General features: G+C 70.1%; 24 protein-coding genes. 16 read left to right on the top strand and 8 right to left on the bottom strand.

Going from position 1 to position 23,262, the window contains the following annotated elements; genetic code table 11:
* Positions 1–330: 330 nt before the first annotated feature.
* Positions 331–1,020 (bottom strand): nuclease-related domain-containing protein, encoded by a 690-nt coding sequence (locus ACW9TB_RS33210; protein ID WP_472752056.1) that lies wholly within the window; start codon positions 1,018–1,020, stop codon positions 331–333.
* A gap of 287 nt (positions 1,021–1,307) precedes the next feature.
* Here ACW9TB_RS33210 and ACW9TB_RS33205 point away from each other — a divergent pair, with 287 nt between their 5' ends.
* The 4 genes from ACW9TB_RS33205 to ACW9TB_RS33190 all read left to right on the top strand — a co-directional run bounded on the left by ACW9TB_RS33205 (position 1,308) and on the right by ACW9TB_RS33190 (position 4,159).
* Positions 1,308–2,729: an amidase gene (locus ACW9TB_RS33205; RefSeq protein ID WP_472752055.1), complete on the top strand. Its 1,422-nt coding sequence runs from the start codon at positions 1,308–1,310 to the stop codon at positions 2,727–2,729.
* Positions 2,730–2,767: 38 nt separating this feature from the next.
* Positions 2,768–3,067: a hypothetical protein gene (locus tag ACW9TB_RS33200; protein ID WP_472752054.1), complete on the top strand. Its 300-nt coding sequence runs from the start codon at positions 2,768–2,770 to the stop codon at positions 3,065–3,067.
* Between the two features lie 57 nt (positions 3,068–3,124).
* Positions 3,125–3,487 carry a DUF5130 family protein gene (locus ACW9TB_RS33195; RefSeq protein ID WP_472752091.1) on the top strand — a complete coding sequence of 121 codons (363 nt, stop codon included), beginning with the start codon at positions 3,125–3,127 and terminating at the stop codon, positions 3,485–3,487.
* Positions 3,488–3,556: 69 nt separating this feature from the next.
* Positions 3,557–4,159 carry a Pycsar system effector family protein gene (locus ACW9TB_RS33190; RefSeq protein ID WP_472752053.1) on the top strand — a complete coding sequence of 201 codons (603 nt, stop codon included), beginning with the start codon at positions 3,557–3,559 and terminating at the stop codon, positions 4,157–4,159.
* A gap of 5 nt (positions 4,160–4,164) precedes the next feature.
* Here ACW9TB_RS33190 and ACW9TB_RS33185 read toward each other — a convergent pair whose 3' ends face one another.
* Together ACW9TB_RS33185 and pepN are read right to left on the bottom strand one after the other, a co-directional pair.
* Entirely contained in the window at positions 4,165–5,124 is a 960-nt protein-coding gene (locus ACW9TB_RS33185) for a hypothetical protein (protein WP_472752052.1), read from the bottom strand.
* Positions 5,125–5,475: 351 nt separating this feature from the next.
* Positions 5,476–8,043 (bottom strand): aminopeptidase N, encoded by a 2,568-nt coding sequence (pepN, locus tag ACW9TB_RS33180; protein ID WP_472752051.1) that lies wholly within the window; start codon positions 8,041–8,043, stop codon positions 5,476–5,478.
* A gap of 220 nt (positions 8,044–8,263) precedes the next feature.
* Here pepN and ACW9TB_RS33175 point away from each other — a divergent pair, with 220 nt between their 5' ends.
* Positions 8,264–8,884, top strand: coding sequence for a mycothiol-dependent nitroreductase Rv2466c family protein (locus ACW9TB_RS33175; RefSeq protein WP_472752050.1), 621 nt, complete (start codon positions 8,264–8,266; stop codon positions 8,882–8,884).
* 210 nt (positions 8,885–9,094) lie between these two features.
* A complete protein-coding gene (locus ACW9TB_RS33170; protein WP_472752049.1) occupies positions 9,095–10,504 on the top strand; it encodes an aldehyde dehydrogenase family protein in 1,410 nt (469 codons plus the stop codon).
* 49 nt (positions 10,505–10,553) lie between these two features.
* Here ACW9TB_RS33170 and def read toward each other — a convergent pair whose 3' ends face one another.
* A complete protein-coding gene (gene def / locus ACW9TB_RS33165; protein WP_472752048.1) occupies positions 10,554–11,042 on the bottom strand; it encodes a peptide deformylase in 489 nt (162 codons plus the stop codon).
* A 99-nt stretch (positions 11,043–11,141) separates the two neighbouring features.
* On the opposite strand from def, the gene ACW9TB_RS33160 reads away from it, so the two are divergent.
* Positions 11,142–11,609 (top strand): ribose-5-phosphate isomerase, encoded by a 468-nt coding sequence (locus ACW9TB_RS33160; RefSeq protein ID WP_472752047.1) that lies wholly within the window; start codon positions 11,142–11,144, stop codon positions 11,607–11,609.
* Between the two features lie 3 nt (positions 11,610–11,612).
* Here ACW9TB_RS33160 and ACW9TB_RS33155 read toward each other — a convergent pair whose 3' ends face one another.
* Together ACW9TB_RS33155 and ACW9TB_RS33150 are read right to left on the bottom strand one after the other, a co-directional pair.
* Positions 11,613–11,813 carry a hypothetical protein gene (locus ACW9TB_RS33155; RefSeq protein WP_472752046.1) on the bottom strand — a complete coding sequence of 67 codons (201 nt, stop codon included), beginning with the start codon at positions 11,811–11,813 and terminating at the stop codon, positions 11,613–11,615.
* An 88-nt stretch (positions 11,814–11,901) separates the two neighbouring features.
* Positions 11,902–13,131 carry a GNAT family N-acetyltransferase gene (locus tag ACW9TB_RS33150; RefSeq protein ID WP_472752045.1) on the bottom strand — a complete coding sequence of 410 codons (1,230 nt, stop codon included), beginning with the start codon at positions 13,129–13,131 and terminating at the stop codon, positions 11,902–11,904.
* 119 nt (positions 13,132–13,250) lie between these two features.
* Between ACW9TB_RS33150 and ACW9TB_RS33145 the strand changes: the two genes are divergently transcribed.
* Entirely contained in the window at positions 13,251–14,366 is a 1,116-nt protein-coding gene (locus tag ACW9TB_RS33145) for a PP2C family protein-serine/threonine phosphatase (protein ID WP_472752044.1), read from the top strand.
* A 39-nt stretch (positions 14,367–14,405) separates the two neighbouring features.
* Here the strand turns inward: ACW9TB_RS33145 and ACW9TB_RS33140 are convergent, their stop codons facing one another.
* Positions 14,406–15,011 carry a response regulator transcription factor gene (locus ACW9TB_RS33140; RefSeq protein WP_472752043.1) on the bottom strand — a complete coding sequence of 202 codons (606 nt, stop codon included), beginning with the start codon at positions 15,009–15,011 and terminating at the stop codon, positions 14,406–14,408.
* 246 nt (positions 15,012–15,257) lie between these two features.
* Here ACW9TB_RS33140 and ACW9TB_RS33135 point away from each other — a divergent pair, with 246 nt between their 5' ends.
* The gene (locus ACW9TB_RS33135; protein WP_472752042.1) at positions 15,258–16,565 is read left to right on the top strand and encodes a M50 family metallopeptidase; all 1,308 of its coding nucleotides are present in this window, start codon (positions 15,258–15,260) and stop codon (positions 16,563–16,565) included.
* Positions 16,566–16,635: 70 nt separating this feature from the next.
* A complete protein-coding gene (locus ACW9TB_RS33130; RefSeq protein WP_472752041.1) occupies positions 16,636–17,145 on the top strand; it encodes a MarR family winged helix-turn-helix transcriptional regulator in 510 nt (169 codons plus the stop codon).
* A gap of 20 nt (positions 17,146–17,165) precedes the next feature.
* Here the strand turns inward: ACW9TB_RS33130 and ACW9TB_RS33125 are convergent, their stop codons facing one another.
* Positions 17,166–17,672 (bottom strand): DinB family protein, encoded by a 507-nt coding sequence (locus ACW9TB_RS33125; RefSeq protein WP_472752040.1) that lies wholly within the window; start codon positions 17,670–17,672, stop codon positions 17,166–17,168.
* Between the two features lie 567 nt (positions 17,673–18,239).
* On the opposite strand from ACW9TB_RS33125, the gene ACW9TB_RS33120 reads away from it, so the two are divergent.
* From ACW9TB_RS33120 to ACW9TB_RS33095, 6 genes are all read left to right on the top strand, one after another.
* The gene (locus ACW9TB_RS33120) at positions 18,240–19,358 is read left to right on the top strand and encodes an FAD-dependent oxidoreductase (RefSeq protein WP_472752039.1); all 1,119 of its coding nucleotides are present in this window, start codon (positions 18,240–18,242) and stop codon (positions 19,356–19,358) included.
* A gap of 121 nt (positions 19,359–19,479) precedes the next feature.
* Complete coding sequence (locus tag ACW9TB_RS33115) at positions 19,480–20,352, top strand: L,D-transpeptidase family protein (protein WP_472752038.1); 873 nt, start codon at positions 19,480–19,482, stop codon at positions 20,350–20,352.
* Positions 20,353–20,512: 160 nt separating this feature from the next.
* Positions 20,513–20,875 carry a nuclear transport factor 2 family protein gene (locus ACW9TB_RS33110; RefSeq protein WP_472752037.1) on the top strand — a complete coding sequence of 121 codons (363 nt, stop codon included), beginning with the start codon at positions 20,513–20,515 and terminating at the stop codon, positions 20,873–20,875.
* A 397-nt stretch (positions 20,876–21,272) separates the two neighbouring features.
* Complete coding sequence (locus tag ACW9TB_RS33105) at positions 21,273–21,548, top strand: NucA/NucB deoxyribonuclease domain-containing protein (protein ID WP_472752036.1); 276 nt, start codon at positions 21,273–21,275, stop codon at positions 21,546–21,548.
* An 81-nt stretch (positions 21,549–21,629) separates the two neighbouring features.
* On the top strand, positions 21,630–22,658 hold the full coding sequence (locus ACW9TB_RS33100; RefSeq protein ID WP_472752035.1) for a DUF6461 domain-containing protein: 1,029 nt from the start codon (positions 21,630–21,632) through the stop codon (positions 22,656–22,658).
* Between the two features lie 341 nt (positions 22,659–22,999).
* Positions 23,000–23,242 carry a hypothetical protein gene (locus ACW9TB_RS33095; protein WP_472752034.1) on the top strand — a complete coding sequence of 81 codons (243 nt, stop codon included), beginning with the start codon at positions 23,000–23,002 and terminating at the stop codon, positions 23,240–23,242.
* Positions 23,243–23,262 lie beyond the last annotated feature (20 nt).

Below are 23,262 nucleotides of genomic sequence, written 5' to 3'. Positions count from 1 at the left end.
GCCACGTGTTTCGTGAACACCGCGGAGCATGGCGGGGGGCGGCGAGGCGCCGCGCCGGTCACCGCGACCGGGGGCGGTTCCGGGACGCCGACGGGGCACGGGGTGGGCACCGGGGCGGCGACCGGCGGGCCTCATACGGGCCCGGGGTGTTCCCCGACACTACCGAAGGTCCCGGCGCCCGGCGAACCCGGGGGAAGCTCACCCGTGCGGAGGGAGACCGCACGCGCGGGGAGTGGAGGGGAGACGGGAGCCGCCGTGCCGGGGCGGACTCCCGTCGGTCCCGACGGGAGAAGCGGGTCGTACGAAAACAGGCTCTTGGGACGCCCGGAATCAGTTCTCCGGGTAGCGCGAGGGCAGCACCTGCTCGGCGGCCTCGAAGATCCGGTCGATCTCGGCGTCGGTGAGTGAGCGTTCCCGCTTGGTGATCCATTTACGGACACGGCTACCGTCGAATACGTCGACCTCGCGGACATTGAGGACCTTCCACGGGATGGCCGGGCCGTAGATCGCCAGGGACGGCACGATCGTGACCTCGCGCCCCAGCTCGGCGCCGATCAGCTCCCCGGCCTGGGAGGCCTCCCAGCGGGCCTCGTCGAGGCGGGGCTTCTGGTTGAACGGGCCGTGGAACAGCTTGCGGTGTGACTGGACGCGGACCGGCAGGCGCTTGTCCCACTTCTCGGAGTCGACCGCGTAGACGCCGGTGGGGCCCACGACCAGGTGGTCGATCTGGGCCTCGCTGCCGGGGATCGCGCGGGCGTGCAGGGTGCGGTAACCCCCGCGCTCCAGCCGTTTCAGCTGCATCTCCGTACGCCGCTCCGCGACCGAGGACCGCCGCCAGGCGGGCACCGACGAGTTGGAGCGGGCGCGAAGCACCGTGTCGACGATCGCGGCCACCACGGCGGCGGTGAAGCCCAGCGGCCAGCTGGCCAGCAGGACGCCCGCGAGCACACCGACACCGACCGAGACGATCACCCGTCGGCGCAGATGACGGTACTTCGGATGGTCGAGCAGGCTGCGCAACGAGGCGCGCTCGACGGGTGCGTACGTAGACGCTGGCGCGGCGGGTCGAGACGTCGGCCGGTCCTCGGCCTGTCGGTCACTGACCCAAATCGGTGACGTAGTGTTACCGTCTTCTGGTACCTGACCGGAATCCACGTAACTCACGGTAGCTGACGTCCTCGGGGGTGCCTAGTATTGCGTATCTCATACTTTTGTGACCGCCGTCACCCGCTTGGCACTGCTATGAACCGGGTACCTTAGGGCCTTCGCTCTGGATAACCGCGTGCTCTGCGCCTACTGTGCGGGGCGTGACCAACATTCACGATCTTAACGCCCTGGAGCAGGCGGCGGCCGTGCGGCGCAGGGAGCTCTCCCCCGTCGAGATCACCGAGCACTACCTCGACCGGATCGCCCGCCTGGACTCCCGGATCGGCGCCTACGTGACGGTGACCCCCGAGCTCGCCCTGGAGCAGGCCCACAAGGTCGAGGCCCGGGTGCTCGCGGGAGAGGACCCCTCACCCCTGGCCGGGGTGCCGATCCCGATCAAGGATCTCAACCTCGTCAAGGGCGTGCCGATCCGCTTCGGCTCGGCCACGTACGAGGACTTCGTCGCGCCGGTGGACGACAGCCTGGTCGAGCGGCTCAGGGACGCTGGGACGATCATGCTCGGCAAGACCGCGACCCCCGAGTTCGGGCTGCCGTGCTACACCGAGACCTCGGTCTCCCCGCCCAGCCGTACCCCGTGGGACCTCTCCCGGTCGGCGGGAGGGTCCAGCGGCGGCGCGGCGGCCGCGGTCGCCGCGGGCCTGGCCCCCGCCGCGCAGGGCAGCGACGGCGCCGGGTCGATCCGCATCCCCGCCTCGGTCTGCGGGCTGTTCGGCCTCAAGCCCTCCCGGGGCAGGATCAGCTTCGCGCCGATCGTCCCCGACCTGGCGGGCCTGGCGACCAACGGCCCGATCACCAGGACCGTCGCCGACGCCGCCGCGCTGCTCGACGTGATGGCCCACCACAACCCCGGCGACCTCTACCACGCGCCGCCGCCCGGGCTCGGCTCCTTCGGGGCGTACGCGGGCCGCGACCCGGGACGCCTGCGGATCGCCCGCTACGCCGAGCCGCTGGTCCCCGGTGCCGTGGTGGATCCCGAGGTGCTCACCGCCTATGAGCGGGCCTCGGCGGAGCTGGCGGCGCTCGGGCACGAGGTGGTCGACATCGACCCGCCGTTCGGGCCCGAGCTGGTGCCGAGGTTCGTGACGCTCTGGTACGCGTTCTCCTGCATGCACCCGGTCGACCTGACCAGGCAGGACAGGCTCAGGCCGCTCACCGCCTGGCTGCGCGAGCGCGGCTTCGCCACCCCCGCCCCCGACTTCCTCCAGGCCCAGTCGGCGCTGCAGCTCGCCACCCGGATGGGCCTGCGGGCGACCGACCCGTACGACGCGGTGCTCACCCCGACCCTGACGCAGCCGCCCCGGCCCGTGGGCTGGTTCGAGGACGTCGACGGCCCCGAGGAGACCTTCGAGCGGATGAAGCGGTTCGCCGCCTTCCCCGCCGTCTACAACGTCAGCGGCCAGCCCGCGGTCAGCCTCCCGCTGTACTGGAGCGCCGAGGGTCTCCCGATCGGCGTGATGCTGGCCGGGAGGTTCGGCGACGAGGGCACCCTGATCTCCCTGTCGTCGCAGATCGAGGCGGCCAGAGGGGGTTTCTGGGGCGAGCGCAGGCCCGCGACCTGGTAGCCCTCGACGGGTGGTCGGCGCCGGGTTACTTTTGAGGTGTGGACAGTGCGATCGAGGTCTTCGGCTTTCTCGTCGGAGTCTCCGGCGGCCTGTTCGTGCTCATCGCCCTGCTCGTGACGATGCCCGGCAGGATGCGCGACAAGGCCGCGCGGCGCACCTCGGCGGGCGCGGTCTGGCTGGGCGGCCCGTTCGGCAGCGAGCGGGGGATCACCGGCTCGGCTCTCGTGCTCACCGGGCGGCGCCAGGACAGGACCCCGGCGCCGGAGATCGACTGGGTCTCGCTCGCGGAGACCTCCGAGCCAGGACGGCACACCGGCGGGGCGTCGGCGGCCTGGTGACCCCGGTCGGCCGGTGAGCCGACCATCGCTGAACCGGGTGAAGGTGAGGTGACGGAGATGCTGACCCTGACCTCGACACAGGGGGACGATGTCCGAGGGGCCCTGCGCGCCGCGGAACGGCGCACGGGGCTGCGCTTCGCCGCCTACCTCGGCCCGGCGATCGGGCCGCGCCGTCACTTCTCCGAGCGGCTGCACGCCGCGCTGGGCGCCGACGCCGACAGGGCCGTGCTCGTCTTCGTGGACCAGCGGGGCAGGGCCCTGGAGATCGTCACGGGCTCCCTGGCCGGGGAGCGGCTGCCCGACGCCGAGTGCCGGATGGCCGCGCGGTCGATGGCCGCGCTGCTCGGCCTGGGCGACCTGGTGGGCGGGCTGGTCACCGGGGTCTTGCTGCTCGCTGACCAGGCGTCGCGGCGCGGATGATCACGCGGGCCGGTCCCGAGGGCGGCCCGTCCGGGCGGGACGAGGGGGATCTTCCCGGATAATCGGCTCGTGCTGAGGATCATGTGGGACGCGCTGTCGGCTCGCCCTCGCAGGAGGTCCGCGGCGGAACGGGAGCCCGGCAGGATCCTCGACTACGTCCAGGCGACGCTCGCGGACGCTCGCCGGAAGGTCCGCAGGGAGGACGAGACGGCGGCCATCCTGCTGTTCACCACGGGTGCCGCGGCCGGTGCCGTCGTCGTCGGGCTGCTGAACGGCCACTGGAGGCCCGGCGAGCTGTCCAGCAAGGTCGAGTGGCTCTGGTGGACGGGCATGTTCTTCTGGCTGATGGGGATCCTCGTGCTCGCCGGGGCCCTCTACCGCCGTACCGCAGGGCTCGCGGGCAGGGCACTGGAGCGGCGCCGCTTCTACCCCGGCGGGTTCGCCGGAGAGCCGCCGCCGGGACCGGACCCCCGGCTGGGATACGGAGTGGGACACGGACCGGGTGCGACCGGCCGCGACGCCGGGGCCAGGGTCGACCTGCTCGTCCTGGAGATCAGGAGGCTCAACGCCGTCGGGGACGCCAAGCAGCGCTTCATCCGCCGGGGCGTCCTGCTCATGACGGTCTCCGTCGCCTGCTGCGCGCTGTCGGTGTTCGTCGACGGCAGGCTCTGAGCCGGTCAGGGCAGGAGGAGCTTCACCAGGTACGTGCTGATGTCCGCCAGCAGCGTCGAGGGTCTCACCGGGGCGCCCGCGACGGCGGAGAACAGGGCCGGCAACCCCGGCAGCGGGAAGCCGTCGCCGGACGCCTCGCCGCCCACGCCGTTCTTGGCCAGGATGCCCCGGCTGCGCTCCCAGGCCTCGGTGACCTCCTCGGGGGAGGGCACGCCGAACCCGTGGCCCACCGGGGCCGCGTGGCGCAACCGCACCAGCGGGGTCTCGGCGAAGGCCAGCGCCACCCGGGCGCGCAGCGCGAGGTCGTCGCGGCGGCCGGGCTCCACCCAGTCCATCGCGGTGCAGGGGTTGCGGCAGTCGGCCACGCAGGTGGCCAGCGCCCCGGCCACCTGGCTGTGCTGGCGGTCGAAGTAGGCGCGCCACCCCTCGGCGGGCTCCCCGGCCACGCGCAGGGTCCGGTTGACGGCCGACTGCTCGGCCCTCGTGTGGTCACAGTCGCGGTCGCCGATCACCCCGAACCTGCTGCCCGGCGCGGTGAGCCCCTCCGGCCAGCGGACCGGGTCTCCGGCGCTGCCGAGCACCGGCTCGAAGGCGAGCAGCGGGAGATACTCGCTGGCGATGTGGACGGCGGCGACCATGGGGCTCAGCTCGCGGCGGTGCCACCTGACCGCGATGACCTCCAGCAGCAGCCCGTACGCGGGCCGCAGCGACTCCAGCGCGCCGCGCGGCTGCTCGCGGGGCGTCTGCGGCATCGTGCAGGCCCGCGCCCGCCGCCGCAGGTCGCTCGGCACGGCGCGCGCCTCGGCGGCGAAGTCCTCGGCGTCGAGCGAGAGCAGCCGCTGGCCGAACTCGCACGCCGCCTCGATGTCGCCCGCGTCCGCCACGACACCCGAGGCGAGGGCCCCGACGTCACCGAAGGCGTATCTCTTGGCCAGGGAGATGAGCAGGTCACGCGCCGATTCCACGTGATTTACCCTCTCACGACCCATGAACGACAGGACTGGTGTCTCCGTATGGCGAGACACGGGGTGCCTCTCGCGGTTAACGACTATTTCTACCAGTGTTTCGCCAGGAACCGCTCAAGGCTTCGCCACGGGCGGACCGGGGCGACACTGGGCAAACCGGGGTACTCCACAGCGAAGCAGGGCAAATCTGGGCGGCACGGGGTGACGCGCCCCTCGCCGTGACGGCGAGGGGCGCCCGCGTGGCGGGTCTCCCGGGCCCCGGGACCCGGCCCGTTTTCATGGGCCGGGCCGGTTTCGCGAACCGGTTGTGCGAGCCGAGCCGGGCAGGGCTGGTCCGGTTTCGCGGCCGGGTCAGGACGCCGAGGCGTCCTTGGCCTGGGCGCGCAGCGCGCGGCCGATGCCGTCGGCGCCCTCAAGGAGCAGGCGCTTGAGGGCGTGCGGCGGCTGGGTGGACGAGATGAGGTCCTGGGTCCTGGCGACCGTCTCCGAGGAGATGTTCAGTGCCGGGTAGCAGCCGTTCGCGAAGTTCTGGGCGCTGTCGGAGGTCCAGGACTTCCAGATCCTGCCGATCTCCTCGAAGTACTTCGCCCCGTACGGCTCCAGCAGGTCCGGGTGGCGCGAGTCCATGAAACCGACGAGCGTCGAGCGGAGCAGCGCGCCGCTCAGCTTGCCCTCGACGATCGCGGCCCAGGCGTTCGCCTTGCCCTGGACCGTCGGGATCCCGGCCCGGCAGAGCGCGGCGGCGCGCTCGCCCGTCGCGGTGGCGTCGCGCAGCAGCTCCTGGGCGATGTCCTCCTCGCCGAGCAGGCCGCCGGAGACCAGGGCGCCGGTCAGCGTCCAGCGCAGGTCGGCGTCGACGGTGAGGCCGTCGAGCACCGTCTCGCCGTCCAGCAGGCCCTTCAGGAACGCCAGGTCCTCGGTGGAGGTGGCCACCGCCGACAGCGCGTTCAGGTAGGCGAGCTGGTGGTCGGAGCCGGGCTCGGCCGTGCCGACCAGGCCGCGCAGCGCGGAGGCCAGCCGGGCCAGGCCCTCGGCGCGCCAGGCGGGGTCGGCGTACTGCTGGACGGCCAGCCGGGCCTGGCGGAGCACGGTCTGGGCGACCGTGATGTCCGCGACCGACTCGATGTTGGAGATGACCAGGGTGAGGTAGTCGCGGGTGGCCATCTCGGCGTCGCGGGTCATGTCCCAGGCGGCCGACCAGCACAGCGCGCGGGGCAGGGACTCGGTGAACCTGCCGACGCCGCCCTCCGTCACGGTCCGCAGCGACCGCTCGTCGAGCCTGACCTTCGCGTACGTCAGGTCGTCGTCGTTGATCAGGACCAGGTCCGGCTGGACCTCGCCGACCAGCTCGCTCACGGCCGTACGCGCGCCGACGACGTCCAGCTCGACCCGCTTGACGCGGACCAGCTCACCGTCCCGCAGGGAGTACAGGCCGATGGCGACGCGGTGCGAGCGCAGCGTCGGGTAGTCGGCCGGGGCCTCCTGGAGCACCTCGAACTCCAGGAAACGGCCCTCGGGGTCGACGGTGAACGACGGGCGCAGCGTGTTGACCCAGGAGGTCTCCAGCCACTCCTTCGACCAGGAGGACAGGTCGCGCCCGGAGGTGCGCTCCAGCGCGCCGAGCAGGTCCGCGAGCGTGGTGTTGCCCCAGGCGTGCTCGGTGAAGTAGTCGCGGACCCCGGCCAGGAAGTTGTCCAGCCCCACGTAGGCGACGAGCTGCTTGAGGACCGAGGCGCCCTTGGCGTACGTGATCCCGTCGAAGTTGACCTCGACCGCGTGCATGTCGACGATGTCGGCGGCGATCGGGTGGGTCGAGGGCAGCTGGTCCTGGCGGTAGGCCCAGGCCTTCTCGACGTTGGCGAAGGTCGTCCAGGCGCCCTGGCCCCAGCGGGTGGCCTCGGCCTGGCAGAGCACCGAGGCGTAGGTGGCGAACGACTCGTTCAGCCACAGGTCGTCCCACCAGCGCATGGTGACCAGGTCGCCGAACCACATGTGCGCCATCTCGTGCAGGATCGTCTCGGCGCGGCGCTCGATCACCGCGTCCGTGACGCGCGAGCGGAAGACGTAGTCCTCCAGGAAGGTCACGCAGCCCGCGTTCTCCATCGCCCCGGCGTTGAACTCGGGGACGAAGAGCTGGTCGTACTTCCCGAACGGGTAGCGGACGCCGAAGATCCCGTGGAAGAAGTCGAAGCCCTGCCTGGTCACCTCGAAGAGGTTGTCCGCGTCGAGGTGCTCGGCGAGCGAGGCCCGGCAGTACAGGCCCAGCGGGATGCCGTCGTGTTCGGAGGTCACCTTGTGGTAAGGCCCGGCGCACAGCGCGGTGATGTAGGTCGACATCACCGGGGAGGGCGGGAAGTGCCAGCGCTTGGCCGCCTGGAGGGCGCCGTGCCTGCCGCGGTGCTCCCGCAGCTCCTCGGCCGCGTCGGGCGCCGCGTTGGAGATGACCTCCCAGTGGGACGGCGCGAGCACGGTCAGCTCGAAGGAGGCCTTGAGGTCGGGCTGGTCGAAGCACGCGTACATCCGGTGCGCGTCGGCCGTCTCGAACTGGCTGTGCAGGTAGACGCTCTTGTCGACCGGATCGACGAACCGGTGCAGGCCCTCGCCGGTGCGGGTGTAGGAACAGTCGGCGTCCACCCGCAGCTCGTTGGTCTCGGCCAGGCCCGGCAGCGGCAGCCGCCCGGTCTCCAGGTCGTAGCCGCTCACGTCCAGCTCAACGCCGTTCAGGACGGCCTTGCGCACCTTGGCGCCGGCCAGATCGACGAACGTCCCCGCACCCGGGCGGGTGCTGGTGAAGCGGACCGTGGTGACGCTCTCGAAGCGCTCCTCACCCTCGGTCAGGTCGAGCTCCACCGCATAGGACTGCACGCTGAGCAGCCGTGCGCGCTCGCGCGCCTCGTCACGGGTCAGATTGCCTGCCACTACCGCTCCCTCTTCACAACTTCCCCCCGCTCCATTGCTAAGGGGTGACTGAATCCTGCCACGTAAGGGCGCGGACCGCCGCTTCGCACAGGCTGCCGACCGATACCCAGGTTTGAGAATAAAGAGGCATGTCAAGGTATTAATCCACCTGTGGAATAGGGAACTCCGCCGTCCGGGTTGTCGCTACCGAAGAAGCCTCACGACCAGGAAGCCGGAAAAGATGACTGAGCGCACCCCTGTCGATCTCTGGTTCGATCCCTTCTGCCCCTTCGCGTGGATGACCTCCCGCTGGCTGCTGGAGGTGGAGAAGGTGCGGTCGATCGAGCCGCGCTGGCACATCATGAGCCTCAACGTGCTGAACGAGGACAAGGACATTCCCGAGAGCTACCGCGAGCTGATCGCCAAGGCCATCGGGCCGGTCCGGGTGGTCACCGCCGTGCAGGAGAAGTACGACTCCGAGACGGTGGGCCGCCTTTACACCGAGCTGGGCACCCGTTTCCACAACCAGGGCAGGCTCAAGGAGCTCGACACGCTCCGCGAGACCGTCGAGGAGGCGCTGGAGGCCGCGGGGCTCGACCGCGCGTTCGCCGACGCGATGGACTCGACGGAGTTCGACGAGGCCCTGCGCGCCTCGCACAACGACGGCATCGACCGGGTGGGCCAGGAGGTCGGCACCCCGGTGATCTCCGTCGACGACGTCGCCTTCTTCGGCCCGGTGATCTCGCCGGCCCCCAAGGGCGAGGAGGCGGGCAGGCTCTGGGACGGCGTGCGCCTGGTGGCGGGCACCGACGGTTTCTTCGAGCTCAAGCGCTCCAGGACCCGGCCGCCGATCTTCGACTGAACCGTTCCCCCACCGGTCCCGCCCGTCGCGCGCGACCGCGGCGGGCGGGCCCGGCTTCCGGCGAGCCCGCCCGCGCGATCCCGGTCGGCCCACGGAGTCGGCCCCGCCTCGCCCGCGGCCCGCTGTGCTACGGCACAGAGATCATCCTTGGGCGGGAGCCGCGCCCCGCCCGTCCTCGCGTAACAACGGCACGCACGCCAGGATGAGGGCATGCGTCACCTTTATCTGAACGGAGCCTGGCAGGCGTCCGCGTCGGGCGAGAGCATCGACGTGATCAACCCCGCGACCGAGGAGCTGATCGACAGGGTTCCCGCCGGGGCGCCCGCCGACGTCGAGGTGGCCGTCGCCGCCGCCCGCGCCGCCTTCCCCTCCTGGTCGGCGACGGCCCCCGCCGAGCGGGGCAGGATCCTCGCCGCGGCCGCCGACCTGGTACGAGAACGCTCCGACCAGATAGCCAGGATCATCGCCACGGACATGGGCGCCCCGTACGGCCTGGCGATGAGGGTGCAGACGCTGATGCCGGCCGGGGTGCTGGCCTCGTACGCCCAGCTCGCCGAGACCTACGACTTCGAGGGCGGGCAGGTTGGCAACTCCCGCGTCTTCAGGGAGCCGATCGGGGTGGTCGCCGCCATCACCCCCTGGAACTACCCGCTCCACCAGGTCGTCTGCAAGGTGGGCGCCGCGCTCGCCGCGGGGTGCACGGTCGTGCTCAAGCCCAGCGAGGTGGCGCCGCTGGCGGCCTTCGCGCTCGCCGGGATCCTCGACGAGGTCGGACTGCCCGCGGGGGTCTTCAACATGGTCAGCGGCTACGGCCCCGGGGTGGGCGAGGCCCTGGTCACCCATCCCGAGGTGGACATGGTGTCGTTCACCGGCTCCACCGTGGCCGGGCGCCGGGTCGCCGCGCTCGCGGCCCAGACGATCAAGCGGGTGGCCCTGGAGCTCGGCGGCAAGTCCGCCAGCCTGATCCTGCCGGACGCCGACCTGGAGGCGGCGACGAAGGCGACGGTGGCCAACGCCTTCGTCAACTCCGGCCAGACCTGTTCGGCATGGACCCGCATGATCGTCCATCGTGACCAGTACGACGCCGCCGTCCGCCTCGCCGTCGAGATCGCGGGGAAGTACACCGTCGGCGACCCCTTCGACGAGGCGACCAAACTCGGTCCCCTCGTGTCCGCGGCCCAGCGCGACCGGGTCGTCCGCTACATCAACCGGGGCCAGGAGGAAGGCGCCCGGCTGGTCGCCGGAGGCACCGACCGGCCCCTGGAGCGCGGCTTCTACGTCGAGCCCACCGTGTTCGCCGGGGTGGAGCCGGGGATGGTGATCGAGCAGGAGGAGATCTTCGGTCCGGTCCTCACGATCATCCCCTACCTCCGGGGGGAGGACGAGGCGGTCTCCATCGCCAACGGCACCCCGTACGGTCTGGCCGGCGCGGTGTGGGCGGGCGACGAGCAGCGCGCGGTCGCGGTCGCCCGGCGGCTGCGCACCGGCCAGGTGGCGGTCAACGGCGGCCGGTTCAACCCGCGGGCGCCCTTCGGCGGCTACAAGCAGTCGGGCCTCGGCCGCGAACTGGGCGAGTTCGGGCTTGAGGAGTATCTGGAGATCAAGGCCGTCCAGTTCTGAGGTCTCCCGCGACGGTTCTCCCGCGACGGTCTCCCGCGACCGGCAGGGGTCAGGGCGCCTGGAGCAGGACCTTCCTGGCGGCGTCCCTGGCCAGCCTGTCGACGTAGAGCCTGCCGTCGAGATGGTCGGTCTCGTGCTGGAAGCAGCGCGCCAGCGTGCCGCGGGCCTTGATCCGGATCGGCCGCCCCAGCCGGTCCAGGCCGCTCACGGTGACCCCCGCGGCCCGGGGCGTCCTGGCGTAGATCGGGGTGCCGGTCCCTCGGTCGGGGACGGACAGGCAGCCCTCCTCGTCGAGGACCTCGGCGTCGTCGTCCACGGTGAGTTCTGGGTTGATCACATGGCCCTTGCGGTTGCTGCAGTCGTAGACGAAGATCCGCTTCGACACGCCGATCTGCGGACCGGCCAGGCCGACGCCCTGCGCGGCGTACATCGCGGCGAACATCTCGTCGATCATGCGCCGCAGGTCGCGGTCGAAGTCGGTGATCGGCTCGGCGGGCGTGCGCAGGACAGGGTCACCGACCACTCGGATGTCACGCATGTGGGGGCTCTCTCTTGTAAGGGGTCCAAAAGCATTGCGGCTATTACTCTAGCCGGGGGCCGGGTGGAGCCGCCCGCGTACACCTGCGAAACTGGGCGGGTGCGCGTCTACATCGGTGCCGACCATGCCGGCTATGAGCTCAAGAACCACGTCGTCTCCTGGCTGAAGGAGCACGGCCACGAGGTCGAGGACTGCGGTCCCTTCGTCTACGACGCGGAGGACGACTACCCGCCGTTCGTGCTGCGCGCGGCCGAGGGCGTCGTGGGCGACCCGGGCAGCCTGGGCGTCGTCATCGGAGGCTCGGGCAACGGCGAGCAGATCGCGGCCAACAAGGTGCGCGGCGTCCGCGCAGCCCTGGCCTGGAGCGAGGAGACCGCCAGGCTCGCCCGCGAGCACAACAACGCCAACGTCGTCAGCCTCGGCTCGCGGATGCACGAGCCGGAGGAGGCGATCCGGTTCGTCGAGACCTTCCTCGGCACCTCCTACTCCGGGGCCGAGCGGCACAACCGCAGGATCGCTCAGCTCACCTCGTACGAGACCATCGGCCAGCTCCCGCCGCTGCCGTAGACCTCACCGGTGGCGCTCGCGGGGCGACGGCTCCCCGCGCGGCGTCTCCCGGCGCGTCCCGTTGCGCGCGGGCTCCTTGCGGGTGGGCGTCTCGTCGCGCAGGGGGCGGCGGTCCGCGGTCTCCTGCTGCTCCCGCGACGGGCGCGAGACGTCTCGCGCCCGCATCGCGGTGATCGCGTTGATCTGCAAGCTCTGCAGTGCCATGCCAGTCACCATAACCCGCTCAGGCTCGCCCGTCCCGGTCATCCCGTGCCGATGACCGGCCCGGACGGCCGGGGGCGCTGGGGGATCGTCAGAAGACCAGACCGGCCCAGGGGGCGGGGCCCCACGACATGGCGGTGGACAGCTCCCGCAGGGCCCCCGTACGCGACTCCCGCACCACGCCCGCCGCCAGCAGTGCCGCCAGCGGCCGTCCGCCCAGGTAGGCGGCGCCCAGCACGGAGACGGGCAGGGTCAGGTCCGCGGGGTCGTCGGAGGGCGCGCAGCGGGCACCGGAGGTGTCGGCCGTCAGCCGCCAGCGGCGCGCGTTCCACGGGCACACGGTGTCCTCGACCTCGATCACCACGTCCACCGGCGCGCTGTAGCCACGTGCGGGAAGGGCCCGCTCGACGTCCACGACGCGGACCCACAGGTCGTCCAGCCAGAGCGCGTGGAGCCTGCGCGGCTCGGCCAGCAGGTGGATCAGCGGGTCGTCCGAGGGCCTGCTCTGGGCGAAGACGTGCGAGACCAGGTCACGGTCCAGGACGTGCCGCCAGAGCAGCGCGTAGGCGGCGGGATCGAGGCCGAACAGCTCCTTGAGCCGCAGCTCCCCGGCGGGGACGTCGTGGTCGTCGAAGGAGGGCCTGATCCGGAAGAGCGCGTAACCGCGCGGGCCGCCGTCGTCCTCGACGACCACGGCGCGCAGCGGACCGGCGCCGCCCTGGTCGGACTCCCGGTCGGTCAGCACCGTGTCCCAGCGGGCGGGCGTGCGGGCGTACAGGCCAGGACGCTCCTCGAACGCCGACTCGTAGATCTTCTCGAAGGTGGACCTGGCCTCCTCGGGCCTGACGACGCGCAGCCGCAGGGCAGGATCGGCCGGGGCGTGCCGGGTGAAGGCCGCGTTCGCGGTGGGGATCCGGAAGACCAGGCTGTCGGAGGCCCTGCCGTAGCCGTAGCGCCCGTAGATCGCGGCCTCGGACGCGTAGAGCGCGGCGACCGCCTCGCCCCGCTCGTGCAGGTCGGACAGCTGGCGGGTCATCAGCGAGGAGAGGATGCCCCGGCGGCGGTGCGAGGGCAGCACGCCGACCGCGGTGACGCCGCCGACCGGGATCGGGCCGCCGGGCACGTTCATGCTGAAGCTGTACACCGCGGTGGTGCCCACGAGCAGGTCGCCGTCGAACGCGCCGAGCGAGCGGTCGAACTCGAGGTTGCGCCTGAAGATCTCCTGCCGGTGCTCCGGGGTGGCGGAGCCGAACGCCTCCTCGTCCACGGTGTTCCATGCGGACCATTCGGCTTCTTCGATCGGACGCAGGCTGAGAGTCATCTTTCAAACGGTAGTAGGGGACAAACGGTTCCGGCCATCTAATATCCCTGCTTAATGATCAAGGCGTTGGTCAAGTGGGCTGCCCAAAGGGGGGATAGCCAGATACAGTCGAGCGCATCATGAGTTCCCGTCCGGTGCCGCTGCTTCCTCCGGCGCTCCGCGCGTTCCTGGTCCGCGTCCCCCTCCTCGTCCCCATCGTGCGCTTCCTGCGGCGCGGCCCCCTGGCGCGCGACCGGAACCTGCTCATCACCCTGATCCTGCTCACCCTGCTGATCGGCGGGCTGGCCGCCAGGGTCTCCATGGAGTGGTTCTCCCCGGCGCTGATGATCCCGGTCACCCTCGTGGCGGGGCTCCAGCTCAGGCTGAACAGCCTCGTCAAGCTGCTGTGCGCGGTCGCGGTCTCACTGATCTACGTGGCGGTGGTGCGGGGCGTGGGATACATCGGCCCCGGCCTGCTGGTCACCTTCGGCTTCACCGCGGTGCTGGCCGCGCTGATGGCCCGCACCCGCGGCAAGCTCGGCGTGCAGGGCCTGCGCGGCGACGCGATGCTGCTGGAGCTGCGCGACCGTCTCAAGAGCCAGAGCGACCTGCCCCAGCTGCCCAAGGAGTGGGGCTCCAAGGTCGTCCTCAAGCAGGCCGGGGGCTCCTCCTTCGGCGGCGACTTCCTGGTCTCCATGCGCGAGGGCGACACGCTGGAGCTCGCCCTGGTCGACGTGTCGGGCAAGGGCGTCGACGCGGGCACCCGGGCGCTGCTGCTGTCGGGCACCTTCGGCGGGCTGCTCGGCTCGGTCGCCGACTTCCTGCCCGCCTGCAACACCTACCTGCACCGCCAGCGCGAGGCCGAGGGCTTCGTCACGGCGGTCCACCTCCGGCTCAACCTCGTGACGGGCGAGTACGTCATCACCTCGGCCGGTCACCCCCCGGTGGTCAAGTTCGAGTCGGGCACCGGGACCTGGCGGGTCTCCACGGCCAAGGGGGTCGTCCTCGGCGTCGTGCCCGACCTGCACTGTGAGGCCGACCAGGGGATGCTGCGCAAGGGCGACGCGCTCATGCTCTACACCGACGGCCTGATCGAGCAGCCGGGGCGCGACATCGACGCCGGCCTCGACCGCCTGCTGGGAGAGGCCGAGCGCCTGATGCCCTCGGGGTTCCGTGACGGCGCCCGCAACCTGGTCGCCTCCATGTCGTCGGGCCACAACGACGACTGCGCCCTCATCCTCATCTGGCGCCCCTGAACGACCCGGCTTTCCGGGGCGAGGGCCTCCGGGGAGGGATCAGAGCCACCCGGAGTCGTCGGCGATGCGTACGGCGTCGAGACGGTTGCGCGCCTGGGTCTTGCACATGATCCGCGACAGGTGGTTGCGGACCGTTCCCACGGAGAGGAACAGCCGGTCGGCGATCTCGCCGGACGTGGCCCCCCGCGCGACCAGCCGGAGCACGTCGAGCTCCCGGCGGGTCAGCGGGTTCTCCGCCGACCTCAGGGCGGCCACCGCGAGCTCGGAGTCGATCGCGCGGCGTCCGGCCGCCACCTGGCGGACGCCGTCGGCCAGCTGCCCGGGGCCGACCTCCAGGCTCATGAACCCGAGCGCGTGGACGGCGAAGGCCCGGCGGACCTGGCCGGGGCTGGGGTCGCGCGACAGCAGCAGGACCCGGCAGCCGGGAACCTCCTCGTGCAGCCGGAGCGCGGTGGTGAAACCGCAGACGTCCTGCAGGCCGAGACCGATGACCGCGGTCTCCGGGGTGTGCCGCAGGACGGCGGGAAGCACCTCCTCCCCGGCGGACACGTCGGCCACCACCTTCATGTCGCTCTCGTTCTCCAGCGTCGCCACCAGCCCGCGCCGGACCAGGGGAAGATGCTCGGCAACCAGGATCCCGATCAAAAACGCTCCTCTCTCGGTCTCACCCTCACCAAAGGGTGTTCGTGTGATCGCTGAATGTCAACGGAGTGTGTTCGATCGGCCGGGGAAACGTGAACGACCAGGCGGGGAGAGTGGCTGGGGAAACGTGAACGGCCAGGCCGGGAGAGCGGCCGGGAACGCCGCTTTCCGCGGCGGTGTGGGGGCCGGATACTTGGGCTAACCTCTTATGGGGCATTGTCGGTGAAACCGCGATGGGGGTATGAACCTGTGGACTGGCTCTTCGTGGTCGGGATCGTCGTCTTCCTCGTGGGGCTGATGGTGTCGATCGGGCTGCACGAGATCGGCCACCTGGTGCCGGCCAAGCTGTTCGGCGTCAAGGTCACCCAGTACATGGTCGGCTTCGGCCCGACGATGTGGTCGCGGCACAAGGGCGACACCGAGTACGGCATCAAGTGGCTTCCCCTCGGCGGCTACATCCGCATGATCGGCATGCTGCCGCCCCGGCCCACCGACGCCCCCGGCAAGGTGCGCTCGGTCTCCACGGGTCCCTGGCAGGGCCTGATCGAGAACGCCCGCGACGTGGCCCTGGAGGACGTACGGCCGGGCGACGAGGACCGGGTGTTCTACCGCAAGCCCTGGTGGCAGAAGGTCATCATCATGTCCGGCGGCCCGGCGATGAACTTCGTGCTGGCGTTCGTCCTGTTCGGCATCGTGCTCATGGGGTTCGGCATCCCCACGCAGAAGACCGAGATCGCCTCGATCCCGCAGTGCGTGAAGACCGCCGCCGAGTACACCAAGAACCCCGAGTGCACCGCGGCCGACAAGCCCAGCCCGGCCAGCGTGGCGGGGCTGAGGCCGGGCGACGTCATCGTGTCCGTGGCGGGCAAACCCGCCGTGAGCTGGGACGCCGCGACGCGGGCCATCCGCGACCACGGCGCGGGCCCGATCGCGATCGGCATCAGGCGGGCCGGTCAGGAGCTGACCGTCAACGCCGCCCTCATCGCCCAGGACCGCGAGTCGCTGGACGAGCCGGGCAAGATCGAAAAGGGTGTCGGCTACCTCGGGGTGAGCCCGAAGATCGTCATCGAGCAGCAGAGCCTCGGCGCCGTGGCCGCGCACATGGGGGACCTCACCTCGGCCACCGCCGCCTCGCTGCTCAGGTTCCCCGAGAAGATGGTGGGCGTCTGGCACGCCGCCTTCTCCGGTGACGAGCGTGACAGGAACGGCCCGATCGGTGTCATCGGCGTCAGCCGCATCGGCGGTGAGATCGCCGCCTCCGCGATCCCGCTGGAGAACAAGATCGTCGTCTTCATCAACCTGCTGGCGGGCTTCAACCTGGCGATCGGCCTGTTCAACCTGATCCCGCTGCTTCCCCTGGACGGCGGGCACATCGCGGGCGGCCTGTGGGAGGGGCTCAAGCGCGGCTTCGCCCGTGTCGCCCGCCGCCCCGCGCCGGGCCACGTCGACATCGCCAAGGCGCTTCCCCTCACCTACGCGATCGCCTTCCTGATGATCATCATGGCGGGCCTGCTGATGTACGCCGACCTGGTCAACCCGGTCCGCCTGTCCGGCTGACCGTCCCTTCCGGTACGGGCCGTTCGAGGCGAGACGCGGCGCACCCGCCCGCAGCGGCTAGGGTTGCGCCGTGAACGAGGGGACGCCTGGAGCGGTGATCGACGTGGCCCTGTTCCGGCTGCGCCGGATCTGGTCGCGGCCACTGCGCGCGCGCCGGGCCGGGGAGCCCCGGCGGCCGGTGCACATGTCGAACGTGATGGTCGTGCACGCCGTGCACAAGCTGTGCCTGGACGCGCCCGAGGTGACCGTGGGCGCCGTCGCCGAGCAGCTGGGCGTCGACCCGTCCACCGCCAGCAGGCTGGTCAACGACGCGGTCGGCGCGGGGTTCGTGGAGCGTGAGGAGTCGGCCGTGGACGCCAGGCGGGCCAGGCTCGTGCTGAGCGAGCGGGGCCGCCGCGTGCTGGAGGTGGTGGTCCGCCACCGGCGCACCTACCTGGACGGCCTGATGGCCGACTGGGACGAGCCGGACCGCGAGGCCTTCGCCCGGCTTCTCGACCGTTTCGCCGAGGCGGCCATCGCCCGTCCGGTGAACCTGGCCGCCCTCGACCGGCTGATCGCCGAGACTCTCGCCTCGGGCTGACCCGGCCGGGGCGCCGCGCGCTACTCCCCGGTGACCCCGTCGATCCGCTGGCGGATGATGTCGGCGTGACCGTTGTGCCGGGCGTACTCCTCGATCATGTGGACGAGGATCCAGCGCAGCGAGACGTCGTGGCCGTGGCGTTGCCCCTTGCCGATGGTGTCGGGGGAGAGCCCGTCGGACAGCTCGCGCGCGTACGCGACCTCGCCCCGCCAGCGGGCGAAGGCCTGCTCCGTCGTGCTCGTCTCCAGGGCGTCGAAGTCGTCGTCCGGATCGTCGTCGGTGTAGAAGTACGGGGCGACGCCCTCGTTGTTGAGGACGTTGCGGAACCAGCTGCGCTCCACCTCGGCCATGTGGCGGACCAGGCCCAGCAGGGAGAGCGTGGACGGCTCGGCGGAACGCGTGCGGAGCTGCTCGTCCGAGAGCCCGGCGCACTTCACGGCCAGGGTCTCCCGATGCCAGTCCAGCCAGGAGCGCAGCATGGTGCTCTCGTTGGCGATGAAGGCGGGGTCAACGCGGGTGTCTGTCATGGCGCCCCATCCTGTCGTCGCGCGGGGTCGCTGTCACGTCCTTTTTCCGCTGGTCGGGAGGCGTCGTCCCGTCGGCGACGAGCCGGAGGGCGAGTCCGGGTAGTCGCCACGTTCTACAACAAGTGAGACTCGGCCCTACACCTGCCCTCAACAATCCCACCGAGGGCATATAGGCGAGTCCGCAGAATAAAGTAGGCAATTCACCCCGCCGAACCCCCGATCGGCCCGTCGTGACAGCCGGGACCGGACTAAGGAGGTGTCAATATTCGCCCGGGTCGGCCGGTGGATTGGTGATGAAAATCCGGCACGCGGCCAAAGGTTTGTCATCGGAGTATTCAGGTCGAGTGCGGCTTTTCCCCGTTCGATCCAGGTTGTTTCCCCTGTAGGTAATGGTTTTCCATCAGCCCGGGGCCGGTCTCCTTCCATGCCGGGTTCGCCACCATTCCGGGATTCGCCGGTGCCCGATTTACTGTGGAGGGGTTTCAGCGTTCGTCGTGACGGCCTCCCGCGGCCGGTCGCGCCGAAAAGTGATCGAGCTGGATGGATCCGGAAAGAAGGCGTTCCCAGGTGCGCGCGAACTCAGAGAAGATACTTGTCGTCGGGGCCGGGGTAAGCGGGCTGACCAGTGCGCTGTGCCTGGCCAGGGAGGGGTTTCGCGTCACCGTCATCGCGGAGAGGTTCGCCCCCGACATCGTCTCGGTCGTCGCGGGCGCGCTGTGGGAGTGGCCACCGGCGGTGTGCGGTTACCACCACGACCAGATCTCGCTCGCCCGCTCCAAGAACTGGTGCGTCACCTCGTACGAGATGTTCGAGAAGCTGGCCCGCGCGAAAGTGCCCGGGGTGGCGATGCGCAGATCCAACTTCTATTTCAAGCATCCCGTCGAGGAGAGCCCGCACGACCTCCACAAGATGCAGGAACTCGCGGGGAAGGTGCGCGGCTTCGTCCGCGACCGGTCGCTCGCCGAACGCAACGGCGTCAGCCCCGACTACGGCGTGGTCGACGCGTACTCGCACATGGCGCCCATGATCGACACCGATCAGTACATGGCGTGGCTGCTGCGGCAGGTCAAGATCCACGGTGTGCGGGTCGAGCGCTACCGGGTCGAGGGACTGCTGGCCGAGCGCAGGGACGAGCTCCTCGACCGCTTCGACGCCGAGGTGATCGTCTGCTGCGCGGGCCTCGGCACCGCGGGACTGCGCGGCATCGGCATGTACCCGCTGCGCGGCGCGCTGGTACGGGTCCGCAACGACGGACTTCGCGGGCGCCGGATCCGCGAGGCCCACTGCGTCTCCCACGACGAGCAGAACAAGGACGAGCAGGACATCGTCTTCATCGTGCCGCGCAATCCGAGCCTCCTCGTTCTCGGCGGATTGGCGGAGAAGGACGAGTGGGACACCGGAATCAACCTGGAGAACCACGGGCCCGTACGGGAGATGTACGAGCGGTGCCTGGCCTTCATGCCCGCGTTGCGAAACGCCAGGCTGGATCCCGACGAGCCGGTACGGGCGGGGCTGCGGCCCTTCCGGAACGAGAACGTCTGTCTTGAGTGGGACGACGAGGAAAAGGTCGTCTACAACTTCGCGCACGGCGGGGCCGGGTTCAGCTTTTCCTGGGGCTGCGCCCAGGAGGCCGTCGGCCTGGTGCGCGCGGCGATAGAGGATCGCACGTACTCGTATTCCTTCTGACGAATTCCGGCGGATTTCCAAAGGACCCCTGAAGAGCTTCTTAAGGGCTCCTGACGGACCTCTGAAGGATCTCTGAAGGACTTCTGAAGGACTTCGCCCGAGAGCGGATAGGCGTTAAAAAATGCGGAGAACCATCAACTGTTTCCTGATCGCGAACTCGGCCCTCGTGCTCACCGCGTGCCTGCCATTCGGTGTCGCGACCACCGGTGTCATGTCGGTGCGGCCTTCCGAACCGCCCGTTCCCGACGAGCGCCCTCCCGCGCCGCGTGCCGAGCACACCCCGCTGTCACGGTTTCCCCTCCTTCGTCCCGGCGACAGGGGCGCCCAGGTCGAGGAGGTCCACCGGCGCCTCGACCGGCTGGGATTCGGGCCGGGGGACGTCGGCGACGAGTACCGTCCCGCGTTGCGCGCGGCCGTGTGGGCCTTCCAGAAGGCGAACGGGCTGCCTCCCACCGACCAGATCGACCCGCCGACCTGGCGGGCGCTCTCCCGCCCGGCACGCCTCAAGCCGCTGGTGTCGTACGGGGAGCCCACGAGGGTGGAGATCGACCTGCGCCGCCAGCTGCTCACGGCGTGGCGGGACGGCAGGCCCGCGCTGGTCTCCCACATCTCAACCGGTAACGGCGAGCACTACTGCAAGAAGGGCAACTGCGGGGTCGCCGTCACGCCCACCGGCGACTTCCGCGCCTGGTTCCGGACGCCCGGATGGACCAGCGGGCCGCTGGGCGACCAGTTCTACACCATCTACTTCAACCAGGGCATCGGCTTCCACGGCTCGGAGCGGGTCCCGAGGCATCCCGCGTCCCACGGGTGCATCCGGGTGCCGCTGCACAACGCCAAGGCGCTCTACGACATGACCCCGACGGGAACCCCGGTCTACGTACGCCGTCCCGAGGCGCCCGAACCTCCCGGGCGTTCCAAGCCTCCCGGGCGCTCGAAGCCCTCCGAGGAATCCGGGGAATCGGGGGAATCGGGGAGCTCGGGGAGCCGTTAGCCGGAGCCGCTCGCCCGAGCCCCTCACCGGCCCCGGCGAAGGGCCGGGCGGGGCCGGGGATCCGTGGCGACGGGATACCCACCTCGGCGATAGGTTGCGCGCCGCCCTTCGCCCCGTATCGTCCCCAGCAGTGATCCCGACCGTGCGAGGAGGGCTCTGTATGACCGACGACGCGGTGCGACGCGTTTTCCGGACGGTCGACGCGTTCGACCCCGACGAGTTCGCGCGGCTGCTGGCCGAGGACGCCACGCTGGTGTTCGGCAACGCCGAGCCGATGGCGGGACGCGAGACCATCGCCGCCGGAATACGGGAGTTCTTCTCCACCATCGGCGGCCTGCGGCACCGTGTCGTCAGAAGCTGGCAGGTGGAGGCCGACACCGTCGCCGAGACCGAGGTGACCTACCGGCGCCTCGACGGCAAGGAGGTCAGCGTCGCGGCCGTGTCGATCTGGCGCACCCGCGACGACGGCCTGATCTCGGACTACCGCATATTCGTCGACCTCGCCCCCGTCTACACGACCTGACACTCCGGCGAGACCGTGCCCCACGGGGACCGGCCCGGGAATCAGTTCGGCTGTCCGCCGGGCGCGACGGCGAGGCGAAGGCGGAAGTGGAGATCGCCGGCGAAAACCTCCACGCCGATCGCGTTGGAAAGCGCGCGGGCCATGCTCGCCCCTCAGCGACTTCCCCTACGATCCCATCACCTTCGCCCAGTGCTGGGAGAACATGAACCGAGCTACCCGAGCGGGGGATACACCAAGAACTTGTTCAACTGGTGCGGGTTCTGGTAGTTCCATCAGATGTGCGAAAGGGGTCAATTTCGTGGAGGTGGAGTAGAACACCGGGGTCGTCGGATATCGCTTCAGTTACGCCATTCGCACTGCCGGCCCCGACAGGATCGCACAAAACCCCCTGCGTCCGATGCCTCTCACCCGGGCCTGGCCGGGGAAACACGCGGGCGAAGTCGAATACGAGAACAGGCGGGTCGTCAGCAAGGCATGCGTGGACCGTTTCGGCCCCGGGTGGTACGAGGCCAACAAGGAGCACTGCGACGAGTATCCCTTCGCCAGTACATTGGAAGGGGCGGCCAATGACGACTTCGATTTCTCGGTCAAGTTGATCCCGGAATGCGCGAACTGCGCGGCTGGTTCGACCCAGGGTGCTTCCCGGAGACACGTTCTATGTGAAGATCCATGACGGGCAGCCACCCGCTCGGTAAGCGCTGAGTCGGCGGGCGTTCCAGGACGCCCGCCGGCTCCTCACGATGGAGATCGCGGCATGAGGGAAGACGACTTTGCTCATTACGAGAGACTCGTCTCCGCGTGGTTCTCCGATCCAACCTGCCTGACCTGGTGCGAGGCGTCGGGGCTGGACGACGTGGCGCGAGCCTTCGGCGCCGACCTCGCCGCGGCCGAGTCTTTGAGCTTCGAGGATGCCCAGATCGAGCAGTACAACGCGGACATCCCCGGCATCCTGCCCAGTCTGGTCGCCGGGACGATCGGCGACTGGACGCTGGTCGTCGAACCGAACGGGTGCGAGGGCGCAAGACCCGAAGTGCTGAAGGCATTGTCGGCCCGCGGGCGAGCGGTGAACGTTCTGCTCAACGGAAGCCAGTACGACCGGCTCAGCTACGCCGACGCCGGGCGGTTGCCCGCCGTCCGGCTGACGTCCTCCCCCGCCCGCCCCGGCCGCCTTCCGGGTGACGCCGACGCGGTCATCGACTCGGTCGGCACCGATGACGTCATCGGGCTCCAAGCCGCCACGCTCCTGGCGGCGGAGCACATCACCGGAGCCCGCCTCACAGAAGAGTGGCTACTGGACAGCGGCCTCACGCGCCTGCTCGTCGAGAATCCGCTCCCCGACGACATCGTCCCCGATCAGTTACGTAACCACCGCGTACTGAACCGACCCGAAGTACGGGCGATCCTCGATGATCTGTCGCCCGACAAGGTAGCTCCTATCCGCTACCTGATGACGGAGGCGGTGCTACAGGGTTCGCAGCTGTTGCACCCCACGGTGGATGAGGCGCTGGAGTTCCTGCGTGGCGACGACGACACCACCCGGCGGCGGGAGGTCCGCCGCCAGGTCGCCTTACTGCGCGACGACGTCTCACGAGAACCTGGCCCGGACTGGACACCGCGCCGTGCGGCCGTGAAGGTGCTGTTGGACGCGCTGGGAGACGACCTCACCAAATCCGCGGACGCGGTCGCGGGCCACGCCTACATGGGGCATCTCACCGACGATCAAAAAACCATCGTCGTCATCATGAAGCGGTGCCTGCATCGAATCAGCCGCGCGGCGTCCTGAACGCGTGGCTGGTTGACCTGTTCGACGCCAAAACGCAGGAAATAGCTCTGACCTATGGTTGACCGGGCCCCCGCCGATACTGATTGACAAATCCCGAGACATCCTTGGTCCGTGAATCGGTACCTCGTATCGGCTGGCAGGGGTAAGTGGATTTCGATGGCGATCTGGAAGCCTTTCAAACGACTGATAGCCAAATGAGTCACAGTCTTGGTTCAGTCACCTCATGACAGCAGCCGCGTTCTATGCGGCTGTTTCCGATCTCGACCGCACCGAAGATCACGCCGTGGTCGGTGAAGTAGGTGAAGACCGTCGCCGGTGCCGTCGCACGACGTTACAAGGTCATGGTTCAGGCGGCTGCGACGCTCGGGTTCCGTCAAGGTGAGGCGTTCGGCCTGGCCGTCGACTTCACCTGGGAGCCGATCCTGACCGAGGCGGGCACCCCGACGATCCGCGAGAACGGCTTCCACATGCTCCGGCCATTTCGCCTTGGGGCTCCTGGAGCGGGGGTGTCCATCAAGGCCGTGGCCGACCTCCTCGGGCACGCCGACCCCGGGGACCTACACGCACCCGATGGCCTCCGGTGAGGACCGCATGGCAGGTCACC

The sequence above is a fragment of the Streptosporangium sp. H13245 genome, assembly GCF_055690525.1.
This window is presented reverse-complemented; position numbering and strand designations above follow the sequence as displayed.